15 protein-coding genes and 2 tRNA genes are annotated in these 20,559 nt (G+C 68.2%); 3 read left to right on the top strand and 14 right to left on the bottom strand.

Annotated features, from left to right (window positions below; translation table 11 throughout):
• Nucleotides 1–195: 195 nt before the first annotated feature.
• Complete coding sequence (locus BBSC_RS05500) at nt 196–609, top strand: aldo/keto reductase (protein WP_033519941.1); 414 nt, start codon at nt 196–198, stop codon at nt 607–609.
• 368 nt (nt 610–977) lie between these two features.
• Here the strand turns inward: BBSC_RS05500 and BBSC_RS05495 are convergent, their stop codons facing one another.
• Nucleotides 978–2,585 carry a S10 family peptidase gene (locus BBSC_RS05495; RefSeq protein ID WP_081893023.1) on the bottom strand — a complete coding sequence of 536 codons (1,608 nt, stop codon included), beginning with the start codon at nt 2,583–2,585 and terminating at the stop codon, nt 978–980.
• Between the two features lie 255 nt (nt 2,586–2,840).
• Nucleotides 2,841–3,245, bottom strand: a complete 405-nt coding sequence (locus BBSC_RS05490; RefSeq protein WP_033519939.1) for a pyridoxamine 5'-phosphate oxidase family protein — start codon at nt 3,243–3,245, stop codon at nt 2,841–2,843.
• 298 nt (nt 3,246–3,543) lie between these two features.
• Between BBSC_RS05490 and BBSC_RS05485 the strand changes: the two genes are divergently transcribed.
• On the top strand, nt 3,544–4,251 hold the full coding sequence (locus BBSC_RS05485; protein ID WP_033519938.1) for a nitroreductase family protein: 708 nt from the start codon (nt 3,544–3,546) through the stop codon (nt 4,249–4,251).
• Here BBSC_RS05485 and tpx read toward each other — a convergent pair.
• The 12 genes from tpx to BBSC_RS05425 all read right to left on the bottom strand — a co-directional run bounded on the left by tpx (nt 4,248) and on the right by BBSC_RS05425 (nt 18,823).
• Nucleotides 4,248–4,748 carry a thiol peroxidase gene (gene tpx / locus BBSC_RS05480; RefSeq protein ID WP_033519937.1) on the bottom strand — a complete coding sequence of 167 codons (501 nt, stop codon included), beginning with the start codon at nt 4,746–4,748 and terminating at the stop codon, nt 4,248–4,250. The two genes, BBSC_RS05485 and tpx, sit on opposite strands and share 4 nt — an antisense overlap.
• Before the next feature lie 164 nt (nt 4,749–4,912).
• Nucleotides 4,913–4,985: transfer RNA gene (locus tag BBSC_RS05475), tRNA-Ala, on the bottom strand.
• Nucleotides 4,986–5,266: 281 nt separating this feature from the next.
• A complete protein-coding gene (locus BBSC_RS05470) occupies nt 5,267–6,121 on the bottom strand; it encodes an IS3 family transposase (RefSeq protein WP_081893131.1) in 855 nt (284 codons plus the stop codon).
• Nucleotides 6,121–6,636 (bottom strand): helix-turn-helix domain-containing protein, encoded by a 516-nt coding sequence (locus tag BBSC_RS05465; protein WP_033520085.1) that lies wholly within the window; start codon nt 6,634–6,636, stop codon nt 6,121–6,123. The genes BBSC_RS05470 and BBSC_RS05465 overlap by 1 nt, the downstream gene beginning before the upstream one ends.
• Nucleotides 6,637–6,830: 194 nt before the next feature.
• On the bottom strand, nt 6,831–8,156 hold the full coding sequence (locus tag BBSC_RS05460; RefSeq protein ID WP_033520010.1) for a hypothetical protein: 1,326 nt from the start codon (nt 8,154–8,156) through the stop codon (nt 6,831–6,833).
• Nucleotides 8,157–8,474: 318 nt separating this feature from the next.
• Nucleotides 8,475–9,716 carry an alpha-amylase family protein gene (locus BBSC_RS05455; RefSeq protein WP_033520011.1) on the bottom strand — a complete coding sequence of 414 codons (1,242 nt, stop codon included), beginning with the start codon at nt 9,714–9,716 and terminating at the stop codon, nt 8,475–8,477.
• Between the two features lie 141 nt (nt 9,717–9,857).
• Nucleotides 9,858–10,562 (bottom strand): histidine phosphatase family protein, encoded by a 705-nt coding sequence (locus BBSC_RS05450; RefSeq protein WP_033520013.1) that lies wholly within the window; start codon nt 10,560–10,562, stop codon nt 9,858–9,860.
• Between the two features lie 51 nt (nt 10,563–10,613).
• Nucleotides 10,614–11,012, bottom strand: a complete 399-nt coding sequence (rsfS, locus tag BBSC_RS05445) for a ribosome silencing factor (RefSeq protein WP_033520014.1) — start codon at nt 11,010–11,012, stop codon at nt 10,614–10,616.
• A gap of 45 nt (nt 11,013–11,057) precedes the next feature.
• The gene (glmU, locus tag BBSC_RS05440) at nt 11,058–12,440 is read right to left on the bottom strand and encodes a bifunctional UDP-N-acetylglucosamine diphosphorylase/glucosamine-1-phosphate N-acetyltransferase GlmU (RefSeq protein WP_033520015.1); all 1,383 of its coding nucleotides are present in this window, start codon (nt 12,438–12,440) and stop codon (nt 11,058–11,060) included.
• A gap of 124 nt (nt 12,441–12,564) precedes the next feature.
• Nucleotides 12,565–12,635, bottom strand: a tRNA-Gln gene (locus BBSC_RS05435).
• A gap of 119 nt (nt 12,636–12,754) precedes the next feature.
• On the bottom strand, nt 12,755–13,777 hold the full coding sequence (locus BBSC_RS05430) for a ribose-phosphate diphosphokinase (RefSeq protein WP_034535518.1): 1,023 nt from the start codon (nt 13,775–13,777) through the stop codon (nt 12,755–12,757).
• Nucleotides 13,778–13,879: 102 nt separating this feature from the next.
• Complete coding sequence (locus BBSC_RS05425; protein WP_046726202.1) at nt 13,880–18,823, bottom strand: DEAD/DEAH box helicase; 4,944 nt, start codon at nt 18,821–18,823, stop codon at nt 13,880–13,882.
• A gap of 190 nt (nt 18,824–19,013) precedes the next feature.
• Between BBSC_RS05425 and BBSC_RS05420 the strand changes: the two genes are divergently transcribed.
• Complete coding sequence (locus BBSC_RS05420; RefSeq protein ID WP_033518646.1) at nt 19,014–20,483, top strand: DUF4153 domain-containing protein; 1,470 nt, start codon at nt 19,014–19,016, stop codon at nt 20,481–20,483.
• Nucleotides 20,484–20,559: the final 76 nt, after the last annotated feature.

Raw genomic sequence — 20,559 nt, 5'->3', positions numbered from 1 at the left:
ACGGTAAGCAAAAGAGCCCCGCGGCGCCGGTCCGCGGCGCGACAATGATGGGGACGATATTGGCGGGCGCGCGTCCGTGGCGTACGGACGGCGGACCGGCGGCGGATCGGCCGGAGGCATCGGCGCGTTCTCCGGTTCCGCCCGGCCGGGCCGCGGCGCACCCGCGTCACGAACATCATCGAAAGGATCATCGTCATGTCTGATCAACGGGTGAAGGTTGGCAACAGCGATCTGGAGGTGTTCCCGCTGGTGCTGGGCGGCAACACCTTCGGGTGGACGAGCGACGAGGCGGCCAGCCGCGCGGTGCTCGACGAGTACGCGGAGGACGGCGGCAACTTCGTCGACACGGCCGACGTGTATTCGGCGTGGGCGCCGGGCAACGCGGGCGGCGAGTCCGAGATCATCCTCGGCCGCTGGCTGGCGGTGCGCGGCAACCGCGACAGGATGGTCATCGCCACGAAGGTGAGCGAGCATCCGCAGTACAAGGGCCTGTCGCGCGGCAACATCCTGGCCGCCGCCGACGAGTCGCTGCTCGCCTCGGTGGATCTGCAGCTGAGCGCCGACGAGATCGTCGCGCTCGACAAGGCGTCGGAGCCGTTCACCAAGTAACGCGGCCGCGTGTTCCCGCTGGATGGGCAGTCCTGTGAACTGCTTATCCAGCGGGGGCATGCCGATTCGGGCCTCATCGCTGAATAACCGAATGGCCGGTCCTTCTGCTGAAGGACCGGCCATTCGGTATATTTGCATGCCTTATCTACGCGACGTCTAGTATCCCCGCCGTTAATTCGTTGAGTAATTCCGGCTCCCCTCTCCGAGGGGAGCTGTCGGCGTAGCCGACTGAGGGGAGCATATGCAAATCGACTTGATTCAGGCGGTCTCGGTAATGCTCCCCTCAGACCGCTTCGCGGCCAGCTCCCCTCCAAGAGGGGAGCCAGACATAGTACACGAACTTACGACGCAGGATACTAGCCGATGCGTTACAGGTGGATGTCGGGCGCCGGCTCCGCGGGGCGTTCGTCGATAGCGGCGAGCCCGCTGGCGTCCGCGGCGTAGAAGCGCTTGAGATCGGCGGCGAACTTGGCCAGACTCGGTTCGGAGGAGTACAGCATGTGGCCGGCCGGGTAGTACGTGAACGCCACGTTGCCGCGCAGCGGCTTGGGCAGGCCCAGGTGGTCGATGTCGTATTCGGTCTGGAAGAACGGCGTGCACAGGTCGTAGATGCCGTTGCCAAGCAGCACCTTCAGCGTCGGCTGGTGGGTGATCGCCGCCGCCAGATCGGGCAGGACGTTCGGGAACGGGATGCTCGCGTCCCACGAGGACTTCGTGTTGTCGGGCTGCTTGTGCCACCACACCCAGCCCTTGCCCGGCTCGGTCGAATTCCATTCGAGGGCGGCGAAACCGCGGCGTTCATCCCTGCCGGACCATCCGAGCTCGTCGCGCAGGTAGGCGTTGCACAGGCTCGAATACGCCGGGTCGAGATACGCGTCGTCGACGACGAAGGTCTCCGTGTCGTTCAACCGGTCGAGATCGTACCCGGCCACGCGCCCGTCGTACCGGCCGACGATCCGGTCCTCGTCGCGCAGCAGGGCCTTGCGGAAGCGGGTGTCCACCACGCGCAGGTCGGAGTCGTAGACGTATTGCGCGTCCAGTCCGGTCAGTTCGGCGTAGCGCTCGGCCACGCGGCGCTTGGTGCCGTCGTCGAGCGACGCGCCGGCGGCGAGCGCGAGGCGCAGCGGCCCGTTGGCGAAGGCGCGGGCGGCCTGCAGATGGTCGGCGATCTGCGCGCCGGACGCGGCGCGGCCATGATATTTCGCCACGGAGGCGAAGGTCGGGAAATAGCCGATGTAGAACTGGTCGGACGTGTCGATCGTGTACGCGTAGTCGAGGATGTTGGAGATGAGCGTCAGGCCGTTGAGGGCGACGCCGTCCTGCTGCAGGCGGTAGGCGAGCGCCGCGCCGCGCGTGGTGCCGTAGGATTCGCCGAGCACGTACTTCGGCGAATTCCAGCGCCGCTCCTGGCTCAGGTATGCGCGGATGAACGCGCTGAACCCGGCCACGTCGCCGTCCACCGACCACAGTTCCGGCTTGGCGGCGTCGAGGATGCTGGAGAAGCCGGCGCCGGGCGCGTCGACGAAGACGAGATCGGAGACGGGCAGCAGCGTGTACGCGTTGTCGACCAGCGTGTAGGGCGCCGCCGGCACCGGCACCGCGTCGGGCACGCTGATGCGCTTGGGCGCGAGCGAACCCATGAGCAGGAAGGTGCTGGCCGATCCGGGTCCGCCGTTGAAGATGAACGTGACCGGGCGGCTGGGATCCGTCTTACCGGTGGCCGTGGGGTCCAGCGCGAACGAGGCGTAGAAGACGACGGACGCGTCGCGGACCTTCGGGGTGTCGATCGGGATCGTGCCGACGTTCGCTATGTAGCTGATCTCCTTGCCGTCGATCGTCATGGTGTGGCGGGTGGCGTGCGCCGCCGGCGCGATCCGCGCCTGTTCGTTCGCGGGCCGCGCGGCCGCGGTCGAGGCCGCGGTCTCCGCCGTGCCGGCCTTGTCCCCCGTGTTGGTTGCATTGGTATTGTCCGCCATGGTGTTCCCCTTTCATCGTGCGGGCGTTGGTGACTCACACGATAGCACCAAACATCCCGACGCGCGCGGCGGAAAGGGCGCTATCGGGGGGCATTGGCGGCCCTTCGCCCGCGGACGGCTGCGGGCCGGGCGGGCGCCGGCGCGGCCATGCGCGGCCCATCGCGGACGACGCGCGAAAATACGGCAACGGCCCCTCCCCTTCGCGGGGCGGGGCCGTTGCCATGCATGCCGTCGGGCGCGAGGCCCGATCGGGCGTCAGTCCTTGTCGATGGTCTTGCCGGCGGTGGCGCCCGAGGACAGGTCCTGGATCTCGGTGATCTCGAGCACCGGGATGGCCGCGGGCTTCTTGGTGCCCTTCTCCTCGGCGACCTTGACCTGCGCCTCGTAGATGTCGTCGTCGGTGTGCAGGGTCACGACGCCGCGGAAGCGGTAGCCCTTCTTCTCGGCGAGGTTGGCGACGGCGACGACCAGCGGGGAACCGTCCTGCAGGTTGCGGTAGTGCTGGCCGGCGGTGCGCTCGTGGTAGGCGAGGTGGTTGTCGTCGAGCACGAACATCGACATCTTCGGGCCGAGGTCGAGGTTGCCGTCCTTGTCGACGGTGGTGATCCACGCCAGATTGCTCTCGATGAAGGCCTTCATATCGGCGGTAAGCGTTGCCATGGTGCGCGTCCTTTCGTAAAACACCGGTTGTTCAGCTTCTTCAAGAGTACTTCATCGGCCGGTTCGCGCACAGGGAAACAGCGCGGAACGCGGCCGATTGTGAGCAATCTCACTGCCCCGCCCTCACCGACCCGCACGAACGGGGGGGGGAAACGCTCGGGTGCCGCGCGCCACGGGCCGCTGACCGGCATGCGGTCTAGGGTGGACGCAGATCACGGGTGGTTACGGTATACGACGATCCTGAGGCGCGCCGGGCATGCCGCGCCGCCATGGAACCGCCGCGGAAAGGAGCGATGCGATGAATGTTCAGGAGGCCATGGCCGCACGCCATGCGGTGCGCGACTACGCAGACAGCCCCGTCGACGAGGGAACGCTGCTCGCGCTGCGGGAGGCGATCGAGCGCGCCAATGAGGAAGGCGATCTGAATATTCAGCTGATCCACGACGAAACGGACGCCTTCGGCGGATGCCCGACGCATTACGGCCGGTTCAAGGGCGTGCGGTATTGCATCGCGCTGATCGGCCCCGACGCCGCCGACCGTTGCGGACGCGGATTGGATGAGCGCGTCGGCTATTACGGGGAATCTTTGGCGCTCAAGGCAGTGACGCTCGGCCTGTCCACCAGCTGGGTGGTGCTGCACGACACCGAAACGCACGGCACGTGGCGCATCGCGGACGGCGAGCGCATGCCCGCGGCGATCGCGTTCGGCCATGGGGCCCGCGAGGGCAGGCCGCACCGCAGCAAGCCGGCCGAACTGCTGGGCGCCGTGGAGTCGGGCACGCTCGAGACCGCGCCCGACTGGTTCGCGCATGGCCTTGCGGCCGTGCAGTTGGCGCCCAGCGCCCTGGGCAAGCAGCCGTTCCGGTTCACGCTGCTGGCCGATGGCCATACCGTTCGCGCCGAAGCGCTGGAAGGGCTGCAATCCGAAATCTGCCTGGGCATCGCCAAGCTGCATTTCGAGCTGGGCGCCGGCGCGGGCAACTTCGCTTGGCAGGCCAGGGGCTAGTCGGCGGGAGCCGCGATGGCGGCGTCGTAGTCGGGTTCGGTGGTGATCTCCGGCACCTGCTGGGCGTAGGCGACCTTGCCGTCGGCATCGATGACGATGATCGCGCGCGACAGCAGGCCGGCCAGCGGGCCATCGGTCATGGTCACGCCGTAGTCCTCGCCGAAGGTCGAACGGAACGCCGACGCGTTGACGACGTTCTTGATGCCCTCGCTGACGCAGAACCGTTCCTGTGCGAACGGCAGATCCTTGGACACGCAGAGCACGACGGTGTTGCTCATGCCGGCGGCCAATGCATTGAAGCGGCGCACGCTCTGCGCGCACACGCCGGTGTCGAGGCTGGGAAACACGCTGAGGATCACGCGCTTACCGTCGAAATCGGACAGGTGGATGTCCTGCAGGTCGCTGCCGACCAGCGTGAATTCGGGAGCCGGCGAACCGACCTCGGGAAGGGTGCCCGACGTGTGAACGGGAGTCGAATTGAAGGTGATAGTAGTCATGCTCCACATTGTGCCGGCAAATGAGCAATAAGGGCAATCCCCGTTCGCTGATGGGATAACCGGCCCGGACCTCCGGCATCGGCGTGGTCGGCACGCCGAACTGCCATGCCGGCATAACAAAAAATCGGAACCGCCGTATCACCCGACGATTCCGATCCTTCCGGTGGAGCTAAGGGGATTCGAACCCCTGACCCTCTCCATGCCATGGAGATGCGCTACCAGCTGCGCCATAGCCCCGTATTCTGTTATCCGTTCCTTGCGGACCTGTGATAGGTTACGACGAAAACCAATCTGGTGCAAGCACCCGGCGTGTCGCGCGGGATATCGGGCCTGTTCGGCACCGTGCCCCCGCACATGCCGCAGGTCGCCGATTCTGGCTCTCCGCGTTGTGAAGAGCTCATATCCCACGCTATTCATTCGTTTAGTAATTCTGGCTCCCCTCAGAGAGGGGAGCTGTCGGCGCAGCCGACTGAACTGTGCCCCATTTGTTGGACGTGGTTTATTTATAGGGTACCCGGTCAAGCGGTGGGGAACGTGTTGCGGAATTCCTCCGGGGTGCGTCCCTCGAGTCTCGCCTGGCGTCGTTTGGTGTTCCAGTGGACGATGTACGCGTCCAGCCCGGTCCTGAATTCCTCGAAGGAGGCGAACTCGCGCCCGATGCAGAACTCGTCCTTGAGGTGGCCGAACACCTGCTCGGTCGCGGCGTTGTCCAGGCAGTTGCCCTTGCGGCTCATCGACTGGCGGATGCCCAGTTCCTCCAGGCGGGCCCGCCACCAGGAGTGCTGGTACTGCCAGCCCATGTCCGAGTGCAGGATCGGGGACACGCCTTCGGGAAGACGGGTCTCGAGCATGGCCAGCATGCGCTTCTGCTGGGCCAGATCGGGATGACGGCTCACGTCCCAGGCGACGATCTCCTTCGAGCCCATGTCGTACACGGGCGCGAGGTACGCCTTGCCGCCGGCGACCCTGAACTCGGTGACGTCCGTGCCCAGCTTCACCCACGGGGCGTCGGCCGCGAAGTCGCGTTCCAGCAGGTTCGGCGGCTTCGCGCCCGCCTCGCCCCGATAGGAGCTGTACCCGCGGTGGGGGTTCGGCCGGCGTATGACGCACTCCAGGCCCATGCGGCGCATGACCTTGAGCACGCTCTTGGAGCTCACCGTCACGCCGAACTCGTTCACGAGGCACATGCGCACCTGCCGGTGCCCGCACCCGTTGGGCGTGCGGTGGAACACCTCATCGACCAACGGCTCGATGTCGGGCCTGGTGACCCGCTCGGGATGGGACCGGTGGTAGTAGTACGTGCTCCTCGCCAGTCCCGCGGCCCTCAGCAGGAGCGGAAGCGGATGGCCAAGCCCCGCCAGCGCCGAAACGATCACCGTTTTCTCCCGGTTGGTGATCTCGAGGCCGGCAGGGCCAATGCTTTTTCCAGGTATGCGACCCTCGCCCGCAAGAACTCGTTCTCCTCCCGCAACGCCCCCTCGGGCGTCGGATCCGGCTCCGGCCTCGGCCCCGATCCCCTGGGCCTGCCCCTGCGTCCCGGTCTGAGCGCCTCGGCCCCGCCGGCCCGGTACGCACGACACCAGGCCTCCAACGTCGTGACGCACGCGATCGCGTACCGCTCCATCACCACGGACTTCGCCACTCCCCGGTCCACGTGATCGCGCGCGGCCGCGACCTTCGTGTCCCAGTCATAGCTCCTGTTGCCCCCGCGTTTCGCCATAAGCGCCTCCCGTCCGCCGACCCGATACGCCAGCGACCATTTCTTCGCGGTCATCACCGGCATGCCAACCCGACGCGCCGCGGCCTTGTAACCCAACCCCTCACCAAACAGGGCGGCCACCGAACACCTGAAAGCATCATCATACCGACGCCTGCGATCTGCACACACAGAAAACCACACCTCCAATCATCAAACATGAATTACTCCAGTCCAACAATCAGGGTGCAGTTCAGACTGAGGGGAGACCATGCGAATCGGCTTGACTCAGACGTTCGCGGTAACGCTCCCCTCAGACCGCTTCGCGGCCAGCTCCCCTCATGGAGGGGAGCCAGAATTAGTCCACAGATGAATGGCGCGGGATGCTAGTTGGCGCCGGTGGTGGTTCCGCTGCTTGACGAGGAACCGGACGAGCCGCCGTTGGAGGTCGTCGAGCCGGAGGATCCCGAGTCGGACGAACCGGAACCCGAACCCGTCGACCCGGAGGTTCCGGACCCGGAGGTTCCCGAACCGGAGGTATCCGAGCCGGACGAACCGGATCCCGTCGAACCCGCCGAACCCGAGCCGGAGGAGTTCCCCGACGAATCGGTCGACGCCCCGGAGCCGGACCCGCCGCCGGTCGAGGAATCCGTGGAGCCGCCGGTCGTGCCGCTTGTGGAATCACCCGCGCCGCCACTGGTGCCGCCGGTGGAATCGCCCGTGGTGGAGCCACTGGAATCACCGGTGGAACCGCCGGTCGAGCCGCCCGTGGACCCGGTCGAACCGGAATCCGTGGACCCGGAGTCGGTGGGGCTCTTGGAGTCCGTGCCCGTGGAGTTCTTGTCCGTCGTGCCGCCCTGCCCGGTGCCGTTGTCCGCAGGGCTCTTCCTGTCTTCGTTGCCGGGCACGGAGTCGTTGGTGCGCCTCGGCGTCTGGGTGGTGCCAACCAAGTCGCGCACCACGGAGTCGGTGCCTTCTCCTTGGGTGACCAGCATGATGACGCCCGCCGTGGCCGCCACGGCGATCAGCGCGCTGACTATGGCGACCGCGATGGCGATGCGCTTCTGCTTCACGCTGGAAGGCAGCGCGGCCGACGAGGCGGATACATGGCCCCCAGCCAGCACGCCGCCACGGGCTCGACGGCCCGACGCCGAGGCCTCGCCGACCACGCTGCGCGGCGTCGTCGCGCCCGCCGTGCCAACGGGCGTCATCACGGCCGTGCCGTCCTGCACCGCCGTGCCATGCAGCGTTTCGCCCGATGCTCCGCGCCCCGCCTCGTAGGCCGGCATGGTAGCCGTTTCCATCACGCCGGTCGCCGGTCCGTCGCCGGGCACCGGGCCGAGGGCGTCCGTCGAGGACAGCGGCGCCGTATCGTCGCCGGAGCTGACCACGCGCCCAACACGGGACAGGTCCACGGCTCCGGGCGCGATCACCGTGGTCCGGTCATCAACGGAAGAACCACCGTTCGCGGACTCCTCCCCCGGCGCCGCGCCCACGCCGACGGCGCCGGCCGCGTTCTGCAGCTTCTCGCTCGACGCCTTCAATACGTTCTGGTAGATCTGCGATGCCACGGCGGACACCACGGAGCCCGCGGCGACGCCGATCACCGAGCCGGCGATGCCGATCTTCGCCGACAGCAGGAACGACGTGACCGCGGCCAGGGCTCCGGCCGCGATCGAAGTCAGCGATATCCCTTTGAAAAAATTCCTCACGGATACCGACCGTAGCCGCAAACCGTGGCAACGCGCTGAGCGTAACGTGAAAATAACCGAATTCTCACAGCTCGTCCCGCAAATTTTCACGAATTCGCGTACCGTGCAACGGCTTATGCGCGCCAGGCTCGAGTTGTCGGTGCACGGCTCGGTGGAACAGGTCGATTATCCCTGAAATATAACGTTTCATCAGCCTCGATAGAGAGGACGTTCCGCGGCCCCGCACCGACAACTCGCATCCTCGCGGCAAACGGCAGCGGAAACCACGGCGATGGCCGCGCCACGGCGGCGCACGCCCCTCCTCACCGCCCCCGGCCGCTATCCGACGCGGAAGGAACCGCCCTCGTAGGCGATATCGGCGCCAGGCGTCGGCTCGAGATGCAGATCGACGTGCAGCCGCTCCCCGCCGCGCCCGACCGCATCGTACCCGTAATGCAGGTTGCCGAGGTCCGTCGGCACGGTCGTGGCGGTCGCCAGCCACGGATTGCGGCGCCTGACGGAGATCAGGCCCTGCACCAGATGGAGCATCCGGTCCCCGCCGTGGCCCAGCCCGTCCGGCGTGGCCGGGTACATCGGGCGGATCGCGTCGTCGCCGCCCATCGCGTCGGCCTTGACGCCGCGCCATGCCTGCTCGTCGCCGTAGTACAGGCTCGGGCAGCCGCCGACGGTGAACAGGACCGCCATCGCGAGCGCCGCCTCCTGCACGCCGATCTGGCTGACGATGCGCGTCACGTCGTGGTTGCCGACGAAGGTGAGCGGCGTGAACGAGTCCATGAACCCGTTGTGCCGTTTGAGGCTCCAGTCAAGTTCGTAGAAGTTGCCGGATTTGATGGAGCTCCAGATCGCCTTCCACAGCTCGTACTGGGTCACCGAGTCCATGCCGGAGTCCTTCACGATCGCCGGATAGTCGCCGTGGATGACCTCGCCCATGAACCAGGCGTCGGGGAATGCGCGCCGCACGTCGGGCAGCACGCGGGTCCAGAACGCCGGGGGCACCGCGTAGGCGGCATCGAGGCGCCAGGCGTCGACGCCGCGGCGCATCCAGTGCAGCATCACGTCGGTGACGAGCCGCGCGGTTTCCGGGTCGTCGTGGTTGAGCTCCGGCAGGTCCGCGTTGCCCTCAAACCGCGCGTATCCGGTGACGTTGCCGTCCCCGTCGCGCTCGATGCGGAACAGGTTCCCGTGCCCGCGCCCGGCGATCGCGTCGCGAAACAGCGGATGCGCGGAGCCGACATGGTTGAACGCGCCGTCGAGCATGAGCCGGATGCCCCTGCCGTGGCAGGCCTCGACCAGGCGGTCGAACGCGGCGTCGTCGCCGAGCCTCGGGTCGATGCGGTAGTAGTCGACGGTGTCGTAGCCGTGGGAGGTGGAGGCGAAGACCGGGTTGAGCAGCAGCCCGTTGGCGCCGAGGTCGATCAGGTAGTCGAGCCACCCGATCACCATGTCGAGCCGGGGGGTCACGGCGCGTTCCGCGGCGGATTGGGGCCGGATCGGCGCGCCGGTGAACCCCAGCGGATACACCTGCCACCAGATGGTGTTGAGATTCAGATCGTCGCTCATCGCCGCCCCCTGTCCGTAGGCCCGTCAAAAGTCCGTACCCAACCAGCATACGGCCGGCGTGGAGGGATTGACGTTCGCGCCTGTCCCGTCAGCGCTGCCGCCGCCTGCAGGAACCCCGCGGGCGCGGCGCGGCGGGCGCGCTCAGAGCGCCGGATGCTCCCACTGGTCGGTGTCGGCGATGGCCGGACCGTGATTGTAGTCGAGCAGGCGCCAGCGCAGCGTGCCGTCGGCTTGCTCGAACGGGATGAGCCTTGCCCAGTGGGCGTTGCGCATGCCCATCACGCCGGCGAAGTCGGCCCCGGCCCCGCCGAGGCCGAGCAGGGTCTGCAGCGTCTGGGCGATCCAGGCGCCGTGGGAGAACACGTACAGGTCGGTGTCGGCTCCGGCCCGGTGCGCCCAATCGTCCAGCGCGGCCGCGCCGCGCGCGCCGACGGCCTCTTTCGGCTCGGCGCCGTACTTGAGCTCGCCGCCCTTGAATTCGGACCACAGGCGCCAGTCCTGCGGGTAGCGCTCGGCGAGTTCCTCGACCGAGATGCCTTCCCAGTCGCCGAAGCTGCGTTCGCGTACGCGCTCGTCGGGATGCACGTCCAGTCCGAGCGGATCGGCGAAGGCGTGTGCCGTGGCCATGGCCCGGCCCAGATCCGAGGAGACCACGATCCTGTTGGGGATGTCGGGGTGCCGGTCGACGTACAGTTCCCGCAGCGCCTCGGCAGTCCGGAGCACCTGCCATGATCCGATCGCGTCGAGCGGGATGTCGATCTGGCCCTGCAGCCGGTGCTGGGCATTGTATGAGGTGCGCCCGTGGCGCACCAGCGTGATGGAACGAACGTGGGCTGTTCCGGTCATGCCACTCCTTTGGACGATGGTGAACGACGTGGATGCGGGCCGCCGGACGCGTCAGACGGCGGCCGGCGCCGGCGCGTGCTCCGGGTGGGCCAACTGCAGGTCCACCGTCGGGCAGTCGCGCCACAGCCGCTCAAGCCCGTAGAACCCGCGCGACTCCTCATGCATGACGTGGACGACGAAGTCGCCGTAGTCGAGCAGCACCCACTGGGCCTGTTCGAGGCCCTCGCGCGAGCGGGCCTCGCGGTGGCCCGCCTGAAGGTACAGATCCTTCTCGATCTCCTCGGCCACGGCGAGCACCTGCCGTTCGTTCGAGGCCGTGGCGATCATCATGATGTCGGTGATGCCCAGCAGGTTGCTCACGTCGAAGGAGATGATGTCGAAGGCCTTGAGACGGTCGGCTGCGGCTGCGGCGATGCGGATCGCCTCGATCGATTCCTGTGCTGCGGTCAAATTCCTCACTCCTTGTGCGCGGTCGGATGCGGCGTTCCGGTCAGGTCAGCGCTCCCACGCGGGCTTCCAGCCCTCGACGTCGTGCTGCGTGTTCTCCGAGTAGACCATCGTGTCGTCCGGCACGTCGTGGCGGATGACCGAGCCGGCGCCGGACGTGACGTTGTCGCCGACGGTGACCGGCGCGACGAACAGGTTGCCCGCGCCGATGTGCGAGCCGGCGCCGATGTGGGTGCGGTTCTTGTGCACGCCGTCGTAGTTGGCGGTGATCGTGCCGCCGCCGATGTTGGTGTGGTCGCCGAGCTCGGCGTCGCCGACATAGCTCAGATGCGGCACCTTGGTGCCGTTGCCGATGTGCGCCTTCTTCATCTCGACGAACGCGCCGGCCTTCGCCTCCTCGCCGAACTCGTTGCCCGGGCGCAGGTAGGTCCACGGGCCGATGGTGGTGGCGCGGCCGATGTGCGACTCCTGCACGCGGGAGCGCTCCACAGTCGCCTCGGCGTCGACGGTCGCGTCGATCAGCGTGGTGTACGGGCCGATGACCGCCGCCTCGCCGACCACGGTGTGGCCCTGCAGGAAGCTGCCGGGCAGCACGGTCACGTCGCGCGACAGCTCCACGTCGTCCTCGATCCAAGTGGTATCCGGATCGAGGATGGTGACGCCGGCGCGCATCCACGCCTCGCAGACGCGGTGGTTGTGCTCCCTCGCCAGCGCGGCGAGCTGCACGCGGTCGTTGACGCCCTCGACGCTCAGCGGGTCGGGCGCGGCGAAGGCCCCGACGCTGCCGTCGGCCTTGGCGGTCTCCAGCGCGTCGGTCAGGTAGAACTCGCCCTGGGCGTTGTCGTTCTTCAGCCCGGCGATCGCCTTCGCCAGCACCTTCGCGTCGAACACGTACACGGAGGTGTTCACCTCCTGCACGGCCAGTTCGCTGCGGTTGGCGTCCTTCTGCTCCACGATGCGCAGCACGTGGCCCTCGCGGTCGCGGATGATGCGGCCGTATCCGGTCGGATCGTCCAGCATGGTGGTGAGCACGGTGGCCCCGTCGCCGCTGTTCTCATGGAACGCGACGAGCTGGCGCAGCGTGTCCGCGTCGAGCAGCGGCATGTCGGAGGCGGCGATCAGCACCGATCCGTCGAGCTTGCGCTCGGCCTCGAGCTGGGCCATCGCGCACTGCACGGCGCGGCCGGTGCCGGGGATGTCGTCCTGATTGACGATCTCCACGTCCGGATCATAGGATCGCGCTGCCTCGGCCACCCGGTCCGCCTGATAGTGCACCGCCACCGCCAGCGTGGACGGTTCGAGCGCGCTGACCGAATCCATCACACGGTTGAGGAAGGTCTTCCCCGCGAACGTGTGCAGCACCTTCGGCTTGGCGGAACGCATGCGGGTGCCTTCACCTGCGGCGAGAACGATTGCGGCGGATAATGCCATCGACATCTCCCATTCTGTTATGCTGCTGCCTGCGCAATCCGGACAGCAATCAGCGGATAACGAGAGACGCCCGGCCGCGGCGCGCACGATGAATGCGCGCCATGCCGGCCGGGCGTCTGGCTCGTTCCCCCACCTGGACTCGAACCAAGACAAAGGGTTCCAAAGACCCGTGTGCTGCCATTACACCATGGGGGACCGGCGGAACGAGTTCCGCCAAGTGTTTATTATGCCATACCTTTCACGCGCCGCGTGTCGCTCCGGCATTCCCGCACGCTTTCCGCGCACGGCCGGGCGCGATGGGCGCGCGCACACGCTCACGCGAACAGGAAGCCCTGTCCGTGGTGCTCGGGATAGGTGTCGAACAGTTCCGCGACGGAACCGTCCTCGAAGACCGCGCGGATCGCGCTGGCCAGCAGCGGGGCGATCGACAGCACGGTCAGGCCGTCCCAGCGCTTCTCCTCGGGGATCGGCACGGTATCGGTGAGCACGACCTCGCGCGCGCCGCAGCCCTTGAGCCGTTCGACGGCGGGGCCGGACAGCACGCCGTGCGTGGCCACCACGGTCACCGACTTGGCGCCGGCCTCGGCGAGCACGTGGCATGCGCCGGCGATGGTGCCGGCGGTGTCGATCAGATCGTCGACGAGCACGCAGTCCTTGCCGTCCACGTCGCCGACCACGCGGTTGGCGACCGCCTGGTTCGGACGCGTGATATCGCGCGTCTTGTGCACGAAGGCCAGCGGGCCGCCGCCCAAGCGCTGCGCCCACTGCTCGGCCACGCGGATGCGCCCGGCATCCGGGGAGACGACGGTGACGTTGTCGAGCTTGTTCGAGAACCGGTCGCGGATGTAGTCGACCAGCACCGGCATGGCGATCAGATGGTCGACCGGGCCGTCGAAGAAGCCCTGCGACTGCGCGGCGTGCAGGTCGACGCTCATGATGCGGTCGGCGCCGGCCGTGCGCAGCAGGTCGAAGATCAGGCGGCAGGAGATGGGCTCGCGGCCGCGGTGCTTCTTGTCCTGGCGAGAATAGCCCAGCAGCGGGCAGACGGCCGTGATGGAGCGGGCCGAGGCGCGCTTCAGGGCGTCGATCATGATGAGCTGCTCCATGATCGCCTTGTTCACCGGCTTGGAATGGGATTGGAGCACGAACACGTCGGCGCCGCGCACCGATTCGGTGTAGCGCACGTACATCTCGCCGTTCGCGAAATCGTATGCGGTGGTTTCCAGCACGTCGATCCCCAACTGCTCCGCGACATCGGTCGCCAGTTTCGGATGCGATCGGCCTGTTACGAGGATGAGATTCTTATCGGGCTTTCCTTCAAGGATTGCGCTCACCATGATCTCCAAACGTTCGATTCGCTGAAGTGACTGTCCTTCATAGTAACCGTTCACACCGACCGTTGGCCGGACGCGTGTTCCCCGCCGGTGCCCGCATCGCCGTCACCGGTACAGTTTCATGCCCTGCGGGCACGGGGTGAATCCGGCCACATGCAGCATGCGCGTCGTGTCGGTGCGCATCGTCAGGGGCTCCCCGTTGAGGTCGGCGAAGGTGGCTCCCCCGCCCGGATCGGACCTGCGCAGCAGCGCGAAGGCCAGTTCGGCGCAGGCCGGGCGCAGGACGCCTTCGCTGCGGTCGAAGGCGATGAGATGATGGGTTTTGGGCGCCGCATAGAGCACCGGCCTGCCCTGCGCAAGCACGACCATGGTTCCCGCCCGGCGTGCCGGGCGCCTCTCGCCGCGCGGCCACGGCACCGACGCGCCGACCAGCGACGCCGGATCCGTGGCGTCGAGCGCCACGTTCGACCGGTTGTGCCACCGTTCGCCGTCGCGCAGCGCGTCGACGGTGTCCCTGCCGGCGAACTGCGCGGCGCCGAACCCGCGCACGAACATGCCCCGGACCAGCACGCCGGACTCCTCCATGCGCCGAAGCACGGGATACAGTCCCGAAAACCCGCCGGGAATGCGCTCCTTGTCCACCAGCGGCTGGGCGATGACCCCGTAGCGGTCGAGCAGACTGTCCACCTGGGCGAGCGCATACCCTTCCACGGCATGGTCCCGCGCGAAGGACGGCGCCTCGCCGCCCCCGACACCCGCTCCGACACCGCCCGCGGACCCGGAGCCGGCCGTCGCGCCGAAACCGTCACCGGCGTCGTCCGCGCCGCCCTCTGCGGCACCGGCCACGGCGCCGACCGAGGACCATAATCCGCCCATGGTGGCCGGCACGGCGGGTTTCACGCGCACGCGCCGGCGCGACGCGCGGGCCGGCGCCCGGACCGTGCGGCCGCCGGCATTCGCGGCCAAGGCGCGCAGCGGCGCAAGGGAGCTGTTGGTGACCAGCCCCTGCCAGACCAGCGACCACAGCGCCTCTTCGAATTGACCGTCCGACCACGCCGGAACCGTGATCTCGCCGGTCTGCGGATCGACCGACACCGCCGCCGACTGCCACAGCTCGCGCGTCTTCGCGGCCAGCTGCGACGCGTGGTAGGCGCCGCCGGGCCTCAATACGGCGCTTATGGCCTCGGGAATGGTCATGGCGCCATCCGCGGAAGACGCCTCAGCTTCTCCGGAAGCCGCCGCCACCGCCTTGGAAGCGCCGTTGCCGCCCGTCACGCCGTGCGGCCCAGCCGACCCAGACCGCGGCTGGGCGGGATCCGCGCCCACCAGCAGGGAATCGGCCGGATGAAAGGCGATCTGCCCCGACTCTCCCGCCTTGCCGTCGCCGGTGGCGGAGCCGACCCACACCACTTCGCCGTCCGCCAGCAATCCGTCGAGCATCGCCGGATTGTAGTCGCGCACGCGGGACGGGAACACCGAGCAGTCCCACGTCCGTATGGGCAGCGCAATACCCTCCAGCTGCTCGATGACGCGCATCAGGCCGTCAGGCCCCTCATAGCGCTCCCCGCCGACCGGGCCGACGCCCTGCCGGTCCAGCACGAAGGCCTGGTAGACGTCCGGGTCCACGGGTTTGACGGCCTTGCGCGCCTTGGCCAGCGAGCGCGAGCGGATGCGGCGGAACACCTCCTTGTGCAGCCATTGGCGTTGCCCGGCACCGCCGCCGACCGGTTCCACGGCCGAAGAAGCCGCCGCCGTGGGAGCCGACGATGCCACCGTCTTGCCGGAATCGGCATCGCCGCCGGAAGCGAGGAATGCGCCATACAGCAGCTCGCCCCGCTGCTTGAGCTCATCCAAAGCGTGCACGGCCTGCGTCGCGTCCAGGCCGAGATCGGCGATCATCCGGTCCGCGACGAACGGGCCATGGGTTTTCGCGTATCGGGTGACGCGGCCGATGACGTCGTGCTCGTCCAGCTCGTTCCAGAACGTGCGCGAAGCCAGCTGGCTCTCGACCTCGGCGATGGCCTCGGGATCGAGCACCGCCGACAGGTCGGTGGCGCCGATGAGCTTTTCCAGCACCTCCGGATCCATCGACAGGATCTGGGTGCTGCGCTCGGCCTGCGGCACATCGTACTGGTACATGACCGTGCCGACGAAGCCGAACAGCAGGCTTTCGGCGAACGGCGACGGCACCTGCGTCTGGACGTCGCTGAGCCGTATGGTCCCGGCGTTGAGACCGGTCATGATCTCGCGCAGCGCCGGCAGGTCGTATACGTCGCTGAGGCATTCGCGGGCGGTTTCCAGCAGCAGCGGGAAGTTGTGCCTGGTGCGGGCGGCGTTGAGCAGCTGCGCTGCCCGCAGCCGTTGCTGCCATAACGGCACGCGCTTGCCGGGATCGGTTCTGGGCAGGAACAGGGAACGCGCCGCGCATTCCCGGAACCGCGCGGCGAACAGCACCGACTCCCCGACCTGCGTTTCGATGGCGCGCTGCAGGTCGTCCGGATCGAACAGGAACAGGCCGCGCGCGTCGATATGGCCCTCTCCGTCGGGGACGCGCAGGACGATGCCGTCGTCGGCCGCATATGCCTGCCCGTCGAACCCGTAGCGCTGTTTGATGCGCGCGGTGATGGCCATGGCCCATGGCTCGTGGACGCGGCGGCCGAACGGCGAGTGCAGCATGATGCGCCAATCGCCCTCCTCGTCCGGGCAGCGTTCGATGACCAGGTCACGGTCGCCGGGCACCACGCCGGTGGCTCCGCGCTGCTCGCCGAGCAGCGCGGCGAGATTCGACAGGGCGTTGTCGTCCAGCCCGTCGGCGCGCAGCCGGCGCTCGGCCTCCTCATCGAATGACCATCGCCCGGCGCCCGCGTCAAAGAACCGCCCGCCCGGACCCTCCTCCGACGCCAGGCCACCGGCAAGCTCCCGCAGCAGCCGCCCCCGCGCCAGCCCGAACCCGTAGTCGCGCCCGTTGCCCTCGCCGTGCCAGAATGGCAGCCGCGCGGTACGCCCGGGAGCCGGCGTGACGACGACGCGGTCGCGCGTGATCTCCTGGATCTGCCAGGAGGAGGTGCCCAATGTGATCACATCGCCGACGCGCGATTCGTAGACCATTTCCTCGTCGAGCTCGCCGACCCGCTTGGGGCCAGGGCCCGCGTCGGACTCCGGAAGCACCACCGTGTACAGCCCGCGATCGGGGATCGTGCCGCCGCTGGTCACGGCCAGACGCTGCGCGCCGGGCCGTGCGGAGATGATGTCGCCGTCGTGGTTCCAGACCAGCGGAGGCCGGAACGCCGAGAACTCCTCGCTGTTGTAGCCACCGGTCATCATGGCCATGACCGAGTCGAACACGCTTCGGTCGAGATCGGCGAATGGGGCCGACCGGCGTACCGTGGCATACCATTCGTCCGGTTTGAGATCGTCCATCGCCGCGGCCGCCACGGTCTGCTGCGCGAGGATGTCCAACGGGTTGCCGGGCACCGACAATGGCTCGAGTTCCCCGGCCGACATGCCCTCGATGGCCGCCGCCACCCCGATGAGCTGCTCCCGGGTCAGCGGATAGAACAGGGCGTGGGACACGCCGCCGACCCGGTGGTCGGCGCGGCCGACGCGCTGCAGGCCGGAGGCCACGGACAGCGGCGGCGCGATCTGGATAACCAGATCGACCGACCCCATATCGATGCCCAGTTCCAGGCTGCTCGTGGCGACCACGCAGCGCAATTGGCCGCGTTTGAGCTGCTCCTCGATATGCTTGCGGCGATCCTTGGACACCGACCCGTGATGCGCCATCGCGATGACGTCCGCCGGATCATGCGTACCGACCAGCGCGGTGGACGAACCGACGACGGGATCGTAATGGAGGGCGCCGGCGTACCCTTCGCCATCCGGTTTCGCCGGTGCCCCGCCGCCCCTGTGCCGCACCTGCGCGTACAAGTCGTTGAGCCGGGCCGTGAGTTTTTCCGCCAAGCCGCGCGAATTGACGAACACCAGCGTGGTGCGGTGCGACAGAACCTCGTCGAGCACGCTGCGCTCCACCACCGGCCAGATCGAACCGGAGGCCCGGTCGCCAGCGGCCCCGACGATGGCCGAGGAATCGGACGGCAGCCCTTCCGCCCCGCGTGCGCCGGGCGAGGCCGCCGCCCTGGAGCCTTCCGCGGAGCCGACCACTCCCCTGCGCTCCGCAAGGCGCTGCATGGCCGGGGTGACGCCGGTGATGCGCGGAGCCGACGGCTTGCCGGAATCCACGCCGCCGGCCCGGTGCTTCACGTTGGCGGATTGCAGGTCGCGCATATTCGCCAGCGGTTCGACCACGCGCAGATCCATGGCCGGCCTCGACCCGGGGTTCACGATGCGCACCGGACGCACGCCGCCGAGAAAGCGCGCGACCTCCCGGGGCGGGTTCACCGTGGCCGACAGCCCGATGCGCTGCGCCGGGCGCGCGGTCAGTCGGTCGAGCCGTTCCAGGCTCAACGCCAGATGCGCGCCGCGTTTGGTGCCCGCGACCGCATGCACCTCATCCACGATCACGGTGTCGACGGTGGCGAGGATGCGCCGCGCCTTCGACGTGAGGATAAGGTACAGCGATTCGGGCGTGGTGACGAGGATATCGGGCGGATGGGAGACGATCGCGCGGCGCTCCTGCGGCGTCGTGTCGCCGCTGCGCGCCGCCACGCGGATGTCGGGCGAACGCAGCCCCCTCGCCTCGCATTCGGCGGCGATGCCGCTCAAAGGCGCCTGCAGGTTTTTCGCCACGTCCACGGCGAGCGCCTTCAGCGGCGACACATAGAGCACCGTCACGCCGCGGGCGCCGGAACGCTTGGCGCGCCCGCCCGAGCGCGGCTTCGCCGGGACCGGCGCCAGGCGGCCCATCAGACGGTCGATCGCCGACAGGAACGCGGACAGCGTCTTGCCCGAGCCGGTCGGGGCGATCACCAGCACATCCTCGCCCGACCGGATCGCGGGCCACGCCTCGCGCTGCGCTTCGGTCGGCGATCCGAACGCATGCTTGAACCACGCCTCGGTGGGCTCCGAAAACATATCCAAACATTCGTACATATGTTCGATTATGCCGCAATCCACCGACGCGCGACACACCGGCACGCGCCGCGCCGGTCACCTGCCCGCCACACGACAGGATATATCGTTTTTCGATATGATTATTCGGTGAAGAAATGAAATTCGATAGTTATATATCGAATTTCGATAGCTTATGCTTGCGGCAATGACTTCCGAATCAGGAGGAACCATGCACGACCAGCACAAGCACCGCACACCGCACACCGACCCGACCAACGGCGTCGCAGACAAAGTCGCTGCCGCCGCCGGCGAAGGCACCGCCACCGCCATCACTGCCGCCGCGCATTCCCCCACTGCCGCCGCGCCGCAAACCACGATCCAACCCCCACCGGAGCCGGCGTCACGGACGGATGCGGCGGCAGACGCCGCCGCACCGCTCCGCCCGAGAACCCTCCGCCTGCTCGCCGCCGCATTGGCCATATCGCTGCTGTTCGACCGTCTCGTCGCCGCGGACCCGTATCTGGCGCACTGGAATCTGACGCTCGGCGCGTTCTGGATATCATGCGCGGCCATCGTCACCGCACTGCACTGGCGCACGGCAGGATCGCGGCCGGCGATCTGGTTCGTCGACGCGGCGATCATGGCACTGGCCGCATGGCTGGCCCTGCACGGCGGCCCTTCCGGCTCCGATGCCGCATACGCGCTGCTGACCGTCTTCGTCGCCGCGCCCTCGCTGCTCATGCTGCACGCGCAACTGGCGAACGGCCTGTTCAACGTGCGCCGGCCCTGGGGCATCGCGTTGCGATGGCTGTCCGGTTGGATCATCCAGCCGCTGACCGGTTTGGGCGGGTTCGGCCGCGCCGTCGCGGCGCTGGCCCATAGCGCCGCCAGCGGCGGGCAGCGCCCGCTGGCGCGCAAGATCGGCATCGCGCTGGCCATTTCTGTTCCCGTACTGGCGGTGCTTGTCCCGCTGCTGGCGAGCGCCGACATGGTGTTCCGGTACGGCCTGCTGCATCTCATCGGCGACATCGACGCCACCGAGCTGCTGGCGCACGGCGCGCTGGTGCTCATCCCGTTCCCGTTGCTGTTCTCGCTGCTCGCCGGACTTGACGACACCGACGGCGACGCGGCCTCGGCGTATGCGGCGCATCCGCGGATCGCGCTCGACCCGACCGTCACCGCGATCGTGCTGGGCATGGTGCTGGCGGTGTACGCCGGGTTCTGCTCGGTGCAGTTCACGTTCCTGTTCGCCGGCGCCGGTCTGCCCGACGGCCTGACCTACGCCGAGTACGCGCGCGGCGGCTTCTTCCAGCTGCTTGCAGTCGCCTCCATCAACATCGCCGTTTTCGGCGCGGTGCTGTCGCACGCCGCGCGCACGCGGGCGGTCACGGTCTCGCTTGCGGGGCTGATCGCCGCGACCGGCGTGATGCTCGCCTCGGCGGCGAGACGGCTCGCCCTGTACATCGGCGCGTACGGCCTGACCTGGCTGCGGTTCGCGTCGATGACCTTCATCGGTCTGCTGGCCGTGGTGCTGGCGCTGTGCCTGATCCGCATGGCGACGGATCGGCTGCCGCTGGCCGCCGTGTGCTTCGCGCTGTTCGTCGTATGGTACGTGGCGCTCGGCTACTGCGCCGCCCCGGCCATCGCCGGGTTCAACGCCATGCACGGTTTCGGCGCGCCGATGGACCCGCTGCCATGACAGCCACGCCGGATCACGAAAACCACACCGAGACGCACAGGTCGCACCGGAGCGTTGAATCGCCGAGCCCGACGCT

The organism is Bifidobacterium scardovii JCM 12489 = DSM 13734, assembly GCF_001042635.1.
GTDB lineage: Bacteria > Actinomycetota > Actinomycetes > Actinomycetales > Bifidobacteriaceae > Bifidobacterium > Bifidobacterium scardovii.
Note: the sequence above shows the minus strand (reverse complement) of the source record. Positions and strands in the feature narration are given on the sequence as shown.